Below are 6,941 nucleotides of genomic sequence, written 5' to 3' on the forward strand. Positions count from 1 at the left end.
CGGCGACGACGGCGGCGAGGAGTGCGCCCGGGACGGCGACGACCCACGGGAGGCCGGTGACGAGGGGGAGGGCGACGGAGCGACGAGGACGACGCCCGCCGCGAGCAACTGCGGGAGGGCGCTCGCGACTACCGGACCGCCGGACCACTCGACCGTCTCCCCCTCGTCGAGCGTTATCCAGTCGGGGGCGTTCATCGCTCGTCGGTGGGGCGGACGTCTGCGTCGCTACGGGCGTCTTCGCCGCCGTGGACGCCGTCGTCGCCGCGGGCGTCGGCTCCCGCCACGCGCGCCGCGTCGTCGGTCTCCTCGGATTCGAGGAGCGACCGAATCGCGCGGAGTTCCGTCAGCACGTCGTCCAGCACGGCCCCTTTGTCCTCGTCCTCGCGAGACCCGACGGCCTGCTTGACGCGACGGTTGACGAGTTCGGCCACCTCACGGGGGTCCTCGACGGACTGGAACTGCAGTTCGACGCCGGACCCGCCGGCGGTGCTGACGTCGACGTTACCGAAGCCGAGGTACGCGCCGAGGATGCCCTGACTGTACGAGGTGTTCTGCACCTTGTCGAAGCCGACCTTCTGCACGTCGCGCGAGAGGATGCCCGACTTGCGGTAGAGGCCGGCCGTCGTGACGACGTAGTGGGTGTTGCGGAGCGAGAGGTACGCCCCGACGACGATTGGGATGCCGACGAGGAGGAGCGAGAGGGGGAGGCCGACGACCAACGCGGGGACGATGCTCGCGGGGTGGGGGGTGGCCGACCAGACGACGTCCTCGTCGTCGTCCAGGGTCACCCAGTCCAGTTCGGGTTCCATGTCCGGCGAGACGAGATGGGACGGGATAACCGTTGGCCCGTGACAGTCACGACTGCCGAGCGCTTCCCGCGAGGCGTCCACGAGGACCGCCCACGCGAGTCCCGCGAGGCCCACGTCGCGGGCGAGGACGTCTCCGAAGGCACCGCCCTCGACGGCGAAGACGACGGCGAGGTAGGCGCAGGTGGCCGACAGCGAGACGGCGGCGACGGCGGCCGCGAACGCCGTGTAGCGGTCGGCGACGATGGCCGCGCCGAAGCCGACTTCGAGGACGCCGTTGACGAGCATGAAGACGACCGGCGAGACGACCAGCCACGGTGCCAGCCAGTCGGTGACGTAGACGGTCCACGCCGCCGGGTCCAGCAGTTTGTGGACGCCGGCGAGGAACACCATCGCGCCGAGACTCAGGCGCGCGAGCGTCGACGGGTCGGGGCCGCGGGCGGCGAACGCACGCGTCCGCTGTCGCGCCCGCGCCGAGAGCGTCCGGCCGTCGGGGTCCACTCGGGACTCACTCCTCGGGCCGCTTCAGCGACAGGGCCGTGCGGTCGAACTCGCAGACGAGTTCGTCGTCCTGATTGAACGCCTCGACGTGCATCGTGACGACGCCGCGTTCCCCGTCGGACGTCTCGCGCTTGTCGGTGACGGTGGTCTGCGCGCGGATGGTGTCGCCGTGAAAGACGGGCGCGGGGTGTTCGACGTCGTCGTACGAGAGGTTGGCGACGATGGTGCCGTCCGTCGTGTCGGGGATGGAGAGTCCGACGGCGAGCGACATCGTGTAGAGGCCGTTCACCAGTCTGTCGCCGAATTGCGTCTCCTCGGCGAACTCCCGGTCCAGATGCAACGGCTGCTGGTTCATCGTCATGTCGCAGAACGTCTGATTGTCGGACTCGGAGACGGTGCGTCGCTTCTCGTGGACGATTGTCTCGCCCACCTCGAACTCCTCGTAGTAGCGTCCCGTCATGGCCGTACGGTCTCGTCTCACGCGAAAAACCGTGACGGTTCCGACCGCCACGCCACAAACGCCTTCTCGGTGTCGGCCGAACGGACGGTCGAACGCGCGCCCTCGCCGTTCGTCTCACGTACATGTACTCGAATCTCCGCCTCGTGGTCGTGGTCGCACTGGTGTGTTCGAGCGTCTTCGCCGGCACCGCCGTCGCGCAGGACGCGACGACGACAACGGAGCCGACGACGACAGAGACTGCGACGGAGGAACCGACGACCGAAGAACCGACCGCGGGCGAGAGACCGGACGCCGACCCCATGGGACTCACCGACTCGCCGGTGCCCGGGTTCGGCGCGGTGACGGCCGTCCTCGCCCTCGCCGTCGCGGCGCTCGCGGCCCGGCGTCCGCCCGGTGACGGGGGCTCGCCGGTCCGAATCGGTCGGTCGGGTCCGCCCCCGACGAATCGGGGACAACACACAAGCCGCGTCCGTCCCTCCGCCCGTTCACCTCGATGATTCAGTGTCCTCGCTGCTCTGAAGCGGTCCCCGAGACCCGCTACTGTCTGAACTGCGAGACGAATCTGGGCGTCCCGGAGATACCGACGCGCGACCCGGAGTTGACGGGGCGGTTGAGCGACGCCGCCGCCGACGCGGACCACGAGAGCGTCGCGTTCCGGACGCTCCGCTCGAAGCACGACCAGTACGACCGGCCGCTGGGTAGCTACCTGTTCGCCGCGGAGCGACCGAAGCGAATCCTCGACGTGGACGCCGTCACGTTCGAGGGCCACGACGACGAGACGTGGAAGATACGCCCGGGCTTCAGAGCGCGGGGCCACGCCGTCGTCACCGACCGGCGTCTCCTCGTCGTCGCGCCGGCGACCCGGGGAGACCAGCTCTACGAACTGCCGTTCACCGACGCCGTCTCGGTCGAGTCGTCGTCGTCGTGGCTCGCGGACGCGCTCACGGTCGACCTCGCGGACGGGTCGTCGGTCAGCCTCGCCGTCTCGGGGCTGAACGACCACGAACGCGCGGCGGCCCGCGACCTGCTCCGGGACGCGCGGCGGCGAACGACTCCGCCGAGTCGCGGCGGGCCGCGTTCGTCCGCGACGTGGACGACGTAATCGCCGACGCCGACGACGCGGCGACGGCCCTCCGGGCGGCGGCGGACCTGTTCGACGACCGCGAGGACCCGACCGCGTTCGACAGCCACGTCGCCGCGGCCGACTCCGTCGACGACCTGTTCGCGCGCCTCTCGGAGTCGGTCGGCCACGACCCGGCGTCTCGCCCCGCCGGCGCGAGCGACGAGAGCGACGCGGACGACTCGGACGCACCGCTCCCGGTCACCGGCGTCGGTTCGTCGGCTCTCAACACCCCGTCCGTCGACGCCCCCTCCCTGCGACGGAACCTCCGCCGGACGCTCAGCGAGGGCGACCCGAAGGAGGGCGGGTAAGTGGGCCATCGGCGCGGGCATCGCCGGGTTCAGCGTCGCCGTCTCCCTGCCGTTCTCGACGGCGGCGGGTCTCGGTGCCATCGCCCTCGGCGGCGCCGCGACGGGGGCGTACGCGAGCGCGAACCCCGACTCCGCCGCCGCGCGAATCGACCCGATAGAGATGGCCGTCGGCGCGAAGGCGCGCGGCCGGCGGTGGGAGCGTCGCGGCGCGCCGGGCGGGGCCGCGGTCGGAAGCGCCGTCGGTGCGGCGGAACACGTCGCCGAACGGGCGACGCTCTCGACGTACGCCCACTGGTACGCGAACGTCGACCCCGAGTTCGTCCTCCGAGGGGCCGAACTGGGCGCGCGGGCCGCCGACTCGTCGACCGACTTCGAGAACCGCACGGCCGCCGCCCTCCTCGGCGGCGGGTTCGGACTCGCCTACGGCTACAGCGACCTGGACGAGTCGGCTGCGGACCTCGAGGCGTTGCTCGACGCGGACGCGGAGAGCGTCCTCTCGTCCGGAAGAGACGACGGCGACCGAGCCGACGAACTGGGAGAAGGCAACGGGAACGCTGGACCGGCCGATGACGGACGAGACGGCGACGGACCGGAGGAAGACGAGCGAGACGGGGACGGACCGGTCGACGACGAACGAGCGAACGGAGAACGGGGCGGCGACGACTGACACGTCGATTCCCGACGGGACGTAGTTTCAAATCGCCGCCGCGCGTGGGTACGACTATGGCACGACGAAGCCTGCTCTTCTCGCCGGGGGACCGCCCGACGCTGATGCGGAAAGCGCCGTCCACCGCGCCGACGTGCTCTGTTTCGACCTCGAAGACGCCGTCGCCCCGTCGAAGAAGGACGACGCCCGCGCGGCCGTCCGCGAGGTCCTGTCGGACCCGACGTTCGACCCCGACGCCGAAGTCCTCGTGCGCGTCGCCGCCGAAACCGTCGCCGACGACTTGGACGGCGTCATCGGCCCCGACGGCGACGCCGACGTTCGACTGGACGGCCTCGTGGTCTCGAAGGTGGGGTTCGCCGAGGACGTGCGCGACGTGGACGACGAACTCGCGGCCCGCGGGTGGACGCTCCCCCTGTTCGCACTCGTGGAGACGGCCCGCGGCGTGTTGAACGCGCCCGACATCGCGGCCGCCGGCCCGACGACGGCCCTCGTGTTCGGCGCGGAGGACCTCGCCGCCGATTTGGGCGCGACGCGGACCGAGGAGGGAACCGAGGTGCTGTACGCCCGCGAACGAGTCGTCGTCGCCGCCGCCGCCGAGGGCGTCGACGCCATCGACACCGTCCACACCGACTTCGAGGACGAGGCGGGCCTGCGCGAACAGACCGAGTTCGCGCGCACCCTCGGCTACGACGGCAAGATGGCCATCCACCCCGCCCAAGTGCCCGTCGTCAACGACGCGTTCACGCCGCCGCCGGAGCGAGTCGAGTGGGCCGAACGGGTGCTCCGCGCCCGCGAGGAGGCCGACGCGTCCGCCTCGGGGGTCTTCCGCGTCGACGGCGAGATGATAGACGCGCCACTCGTCGCGCAGGCCGAACGCATCCTCGAACGCGCGGGCGAGGCGGACGCGTCGGACGCCGACGAGAACGAGAGATAGAACCGCCTTAGTAGCGTATTATCATCATTCTATGATATTATTCCCGGCAGACTTAACCCACCTCCGTTCGCTCCAGTCAGTATGAGCGAGGAGGCGAACCCGTTCGAGAGTCTACAGGAACAGATAGACGACGCGCGCGCGTATGTGACGTCAGCGACGACGTGCTCGAACGACTGAAGCATCCCGAGCGAGTTCTCGAACTGAACCTCTCGGTCGACATGGACGACGGGACGACGAACCGGTACCGGGCGTTCCGGTCGCAGTTCAACGGCGACCGCGGCCCGTACAAGGGCGGCATCCGCTACCACCCGAACGTCTCGCGCGACGAAGTGAAGGCCCTCTCGGGGTGGATGGTGTACAAGTGCGCCGTCGTCGACATCCCGTACGGCGGCGGGAAAGGCGGCATCGTCATCGACCCGCGCGCGCACTCGGCCGCCGAACTCGAACGCATCACGCGGTCGTTCGCGAAGGAACTCCGCCCCCTCATCGGCGAGGACCAGGACATCCCCGCGCCGGACGTGAACACCGGCCAGCGAGAGATGAACTGGATAAAGGACACCTACGAGAAACTCGAACACACGACGGCACCGGGCGTCGTCACGGGCAAGGCCATCTCTTCCGGCGGGAGCGAGGGCCGCGTGGAGGCGACGGGCCGGTCGACGATGTTCACCGCCCGCGAGGCGTTCGACTACCTCGACGTCGAGATGGAGGGCGCCACCGTCGCCGTGCAGGGGTACGGGAACGCCGGGTCCGTCGCGGCGAAACTCCTCGAGGACATCGGCGCGAACGTCGTCGCCGTCTCCGACTCCGGCGGCGCCGTCTACAGGGAGGGCGGCCTCGACACGAGAGCGGTCAAGGAGTTCAAGCGCGAGACGGGGTCCGTCACGGGCTACGACGAGGCCGACGAGGAGATGTCGAACGACGACCTGCTCACCCTCGACGTGGACCTCCTCGTCCCCGCGGCGTTGGAGAACGCCATCGACGGCGACTTGGCGCAGGACGTGCAGGCGGACGTCATCGTCGAAGCCGCGAACGGACCCCTCACGCCGGACGCCGACGACGTCCTCACCGAACGCGACGTCCACGTCTTCCCCGACATCCTCGCCAACGCGGGCGGCGTCACCGTCTCGTACTTCGAGTGGGTCCAGAACCGCCAGCGCTTCCACTGGACCGAAGAACGCGTCAACGACGAACTCGAACGCGTTATCACCGAGGCGTTCGACACCCTCGTCGACGCCTACGAGACCCACGACCTGCCGAACTTCCGCACCGCCGCGTACGTCGTCGCCATCCGTCGCGTCGTCGACGCGTACACGGACAACGGCAACTGGCCCTGAGACGCGCAACCGGCCCTGAGTCGCCGTGACGCCCGGCGAACGCGACGCGGCGGCGACTGCTTCGACCCGAACCGCGGTTCCGACCCGTCGCGGAAAGACCTATCACAGGGAACGCTGAACTTCGGCCGTGTCCTTCACCGAACTCATCGCGAACGTCGAACGGAGCGAGAAGACCCTCGTCGTCCACAACGCCGACCCGGAGACGGTCGAGTCGGTCGTCGAACGCTTCGCCGACCGGAACGTGCGGGTCGTGACGGCGTCGACGGCGTCGGGACCGCCGGACTACGCCGTCCTCGCGGACGGTGACCGCGTGCTCTCCACGACGTCGCTGTCGGAACTCGTCCCCGACGGCGGGACGCCGCGGACGCCGCGTTCGCCGCGCGGCCGTACCGACCCATCCTCGACGAGTTGGACGAGACGACGTTCACCTCCTACGACGCCGGGCGGATGCTCGCGGCCTCCCGCGAGATAGAAGACCGCGCGTGGCGGATGGGCGGGACGCTCTACGCGGGGTTCCAGCGTTACTCCCGCCTCGAACCTCAGCTTTCGGTGTACGAGCAGTTGGGTTCGCGGCCCGACCTCGACGTGACCGCGTTCGGCTACCCCGACGCCGAACTCTCCGACCACGGGGACGCGTTCGACGTCGTCCCCGACGGGGGCGCGGAGATGCGGAACGTCTGGTTCGTCGCCCACGACGGCGGCGGCGACGACGACGCGAAGTCCGCGCTGGTCGCCGAGGAACGCGAACCCAGACGGTTCTACGGGTTCTGGACGTACGACCCCGCCACCGTCGACTACGTGTTCG

The 6,941-nt window shown here is 70.0% G+C and carries 8 protein-coding genes and 4 pseudogenes; 8 read left to right on the forward strand and 4 right to left on the reverse strand.

Annotated elements, in window-relative coordinates; translation table 11 throughout:
• The 4 genes and pseudogenes from GJ632_RS17485 to GJ632_RS17500 all read right to left on the reverse strand — a co-directional run.
• Positions 1-195, reverse strand: a pseudogene (locus tag GJ632_RS17485) (hypothetical protein); the annotation flags it as partial.
• Positions 192-809, reverse strand: a complete 618-nt coding sequence (locus tag GJ632_RS17490) for a PH domain-containing protein (protein WP_191453626.1) — start codon at positions 807-809, stop codon at positions 192-194. The pseudogene GJ632_RS17485 and the gene GJ632_RS17490, both read right to left, overlap by 4 nt.
• Positions 810-875: 66 nt before the next feature.
• Positions 876-1,307, reverse strand: a pseudogene (locus GJ632_RS17495) (DoxX family membrane protein); the annotation flags it as partial.
• 7 nt (positions 1,308-1,314) lie between these two features.
• A complete protein-coding gene (locus GJ632_RS17500; protein WP_342714015.1) occupies positions 1,315-1,788 on the reverse strand; it encodes a MaoC family dehydratase in 474 nt (157 codons plus the stop codon).
• 101 nt (positions 1,789-1,889) lie between these two features.
• On the opposite strand from GJ632_RS17500, the gene GJ632_RS17505 reads away from it, so the two are divergent.
• The 8 genes and pseudogenes from GJ632_RS17505 to GJ632_RS24135 all read left to right on the forward strand — a co-directional run.
• Positions 1,890-2,264: a PGF-CTERM sorting domain-containing protein gene (locus tag GJ632_RS17505; RefSeq protein ID WP_191453622.1), complete on the forward strand. Its 375-nt coding sequence runs from the start codon at positions 1,890-1,892 to the stop codon at positions 2,262-2,264.
• Positions 2,261-2,869 carry a hypothetical protein gene (locus tag GJ632_RS17510; RefSeq protein ID WP_191453623.1) on the forward strand — a complete coding sequence of 203 codons (609 nt, stop codon included), beginning with the start codon at positions 2,261-2,263 and terminating at the stop codon, positions 2,867-2,869. Before GJ632_RS17505 ends, GJ632_RS17510 begins: the two co-directional genes overlap by 4 nt.
• Complete coding sequence (locus tag GJ632_RS17515) at positions 2,857-3,198, forward strand: hypothetical protein (RefSeq protein ID WP_191453624.1); 342 nt, start codon at positions 2,857-2,859, stop codon at positions 3,196-3,198. The genes GJ632_RS17510 and GJ632_RS17515 overlap by 13 nt, the downstream gene beginning before the upstream one ends.
• Positions 3,199-3,358: 160 nt before the next feature.
• Entirely contained in the window at positions 3,359-3,865 is a 507-nt protein-coding gene (locus tag GJ632_RS17520) for a hypothetical protein (protein WP_191453625.1), read from the forward strand.
• 56 nt (positions 3,866-3,921) lie between these two features.
• Positions 3,922-4,799 (forward strand): annotated as a pseudogene (locus GJ632_RS17525) (HpcH/HpaI aldolase/citrate lyase family protein).
• An 81-nt stretch (positions 4,800-4,880) separates the two neighbouring features.
• A pseudogene (locus GJ632_RS17530) lies at positions 4,881-6,136 on the forward strand (Glu/Leu/Phe/Val dehydrogenase).
• Between the two features lie 127 nt (positions 6,137-6,263).
• Positions 6,264-6,608 (forward strand): hypothetical protein, encoded by a 345-nt coding sequence (locus GJ632_RS24130; protein WP_231751653.1) that lies wholly within the window; start codon positions 6,264-6,266, stop codon positions 6,606-6,608.
• A partial coding sequence (locus GJ632_RS24135) for a DICT sensory domain-containing protein (RefSeq protein WP_343161241.1) occupies positions 6,545-6,941 on the forward strand: 397 nt, incomplete at its 3' end. The genes GJ632_RS24130 and GJ632_RS24135, both read left to right, overlap by 64 nt.

This window comes from Halogeometricum sp. CBA1124, assembly GCF_009741955.1.
Classification (GTDB): Archaea; Halobacteriota; Halobacteria; order Halobacteriales; family Haloferacaceae; genus Halogeometricum; species Halogeometricum rufum.